Origin of the sequence: Xenorhabdus griffiniae, from assembly GCF_015163655.1 — a bacterium.
In the GTDB taxonomy this organism is placed as follows: Bacteria; Pseudomonadota; Gammaproteobacteria; order Enterobacterales; family Enterobacteriaceae; genus Xenorhabdus; species Xenorhabdus griffiniae.
Window position 1 is genome coordinate 1 of the sequence record NZ_JADEUF010000227.1, and the last position, 1,914, is coordinate 1,914.

At 42.2% G+C, this 1,914-nt stretch carries 3 protein-coding genes; 2 read left to right on the top strand and 1 reads right to left on the bottom strand.

What is annotated here, in order from left to right:
* Positions 1 to 482 precede the first annotated feature (482 nt).
* Together IQ211_RS19035 and IQ211_RS19040 are read left to right on the top strand one after the other, a co-directional pair.
* Complete coding sequence (locus tag IQ211_RS19035; RefSeq protein WP_189761392.1) at positions 483 to 821, top strand: SymE family type I addiction module toxin; 339 nt, start codon at positions 483 to 485, stop codon at positions 819 to 821.
* A 124-nt stretch (positions 822 to 945) separates the two neighbouring features.
* The gene (locus tag IQ211_RS19040) at positions 946 to 1,296 is read left to right on the top strand and encodes a SymE family type I addiction module toxin (protein WP_189761391.1); all 351 of its coding nucleotides are present in this window, start codon (positions 946 to 948) and stop codon (positions 1,294 to 1,296) included.
* A 112-nt stretch (positions 1,297 to 1,408) separates the two neighbouring features.
* On the opposite strand, the gene IQ211_RS19045 is transcribed toward IQ211_RS19040, so the two are convergent.
* Positions 1,409 to 1,849 carry a transposase gene (locus IQ211_RS19045; RefSeq protein WP_228011626.1) on the bottom strand — a complete coding sequence of 147 codons (441 nt, stop codon included), beginning with the start codon at positions 1,847 to 1,849 and terminating at the stop codon, positions 1,409 to 1,411.
* Positions 1,850 to 1,914: the final 65 nt, after the last annotated feature.

The window sequence follows — 1,914 nt, forward strand, 5'->3', positions numbered from 1 at the left end:
AATCCCCGTCGTCGGCAAGGCCACGCGGGTGGCGGACGCGCCCTGCTGAAGCAGTGACTGCCCTTGCTGTAGTGTCGTCATGTGTTTTTTCAATGACATCGGAAGTCTCCCTGATTAATGCCCGCCGTCCTGTGTCACGGCAGGCGTTTGATCTTTGGCCGGATGCGGCAGGTCATCAAAATCACGCACTTCCAGGTTGTTCATCGCGGCCCGCCAGGTCGCGGTGCCAAACATGCTGCTATTATGATTAAATTTGCTGGTATTATCGGCAAAAAAGTGGATTTATTGAGTGATTTGACACGCTCATTTACAATGGATGTATATCCAGTATTTATTTTGCGAGCCGCTTCGCAAAGGTGGATTTTGATGATGGAATGTTGTTCAGGGTGGCGATAAGGTAGGCAATGAAATCTGAACGCGGCTTTACCGTGCTGGACACACGATAAAACCGCTAACCACAACAACTAAAGTAGGTAGTTATTATGGCTAACGTGCATTCTAATGCAGATACCTGTATTTACAAAATTTCTCAACCAGAACGATATCAGAAAGTCGTTTACCGCCCCCAAGGTTCCAACCGTACAATCCCTGCCATTAACTTAAGCGGAAAATGGCTACTGGAAGCCGGATTTTCCATTCATGATCCGTTAAAAATCAGGGTGATGCCAGGCTGCCTTATCATTACTGCTCAAAATTTCCATGAACTGTGGCACTGCCTGAAAAGCCTCAATGAAGGTGAGTGGGATGATATCGCCGTCGCCCACTGGTTACAGCAATTTCCCGGCCAGTTAAATAAAATCGGGCTAAGGAAAAACACTTAATACTCTGTTTTTAATTGAAAAATAAATATTTCCTCTGATAAAAAATGAACCGTTTCCTGTCTTTTTTGCATTTTGGGAAGCGGTTCGCATTTCTGCCACGTTCAATAACACAAGGAATGTATTCATGGATCTTCATCTTTCATCGCCGCTTGCCGAACTGCCGGCATGTGTGATCAGTGGTGACACACTGCAAAAAATCGGCTTTACCGCCGATGCATTATTTCACATCACGCAATTTGCCAACGGGTTGATTTTGTCCCTGATTGAGCCAAAAACCGAACCTGACCTTGCCGCCTTGTTCCATAAAACCGAACTTGATCCCTATCAGGGCATCGACTGGGTACGCGATAATGGCGAGCTTTATCTGGCCGGTGACTGGCTAACAGAAAGCGGTTTGTTGGATCATCCTGTCATTGTTGACATCGTGTATGGCAGGATTGTCATCAGGACTGAATTGCCGCTATTGCTGGCCTGAGAGAATTATTCAAAATAAACCGGAATGGCTACAAGGAATTCCGGTTTATTTCATTTTTCGATTGATAAATCACATCTTAATAATGTCATTTCTCTTTTTTAAAGATGAATATTCAATAAACAAAGCGAGATAGCCCATTATTATTTTCCTCCTCAATCAGCTCTTTCAGAATTGAACAGAGACTAAGGTTTTCGGGAACATAAACAATACTGTTATATTCATAAGGCATCCACTCCATTGAAGCCATATCCTGACCATTTTTTAACAACCGGAGTTTATCCATCTCTTCCAATTGGGAAAGTAAACGTTCATTTGCTGTTTTGATGATCATTTTCTCCACATAATTTTTTGCTTTCCCTGAGCCGTTATAATAAGTTTCACGTATCGGTTTATATTCTTCGGGTAATTTATTATTCAGGGGTTCCAATAAATAGCGACGTAACTCTTGTCTTTTTTTTATCATCTGATCATAAACATATTGGTATACGGTTACTATATTATTTTTCTTAAGTTCATCAGAAAAACTATTTGCATCAGTGGTATAATCGGTCATCCGAAGACTGACTGCCTGTTCTTATGAAATTGAAATCGAATATCACCCTGTCTGAACCTGAACGT

Bases quoted from the DNA above. Each gene is read 5' to 3' on its own strand.
- IQ211_RS19045 (WP_228011626.1), bottom strand. From the start codon at position 1,849: ATGACCGATTATACCACTGATGCAAATAGTTTTTCTGATGAACTTAAG.
- IQ211_RS19040 (WP_189761391.1), top strand. From the start codon at position 946: ATGGATCTTCATCTTTCATCGCCGCTTGCCGAACTGCCGGCATGTGTG.
- IQ211_RS19035 (WP_189761392.1), top strand. From the start codon at position 483: ATGGCTAACGTGCATTCTAATGCAGATACCTGTATTTACAAAATTTCT.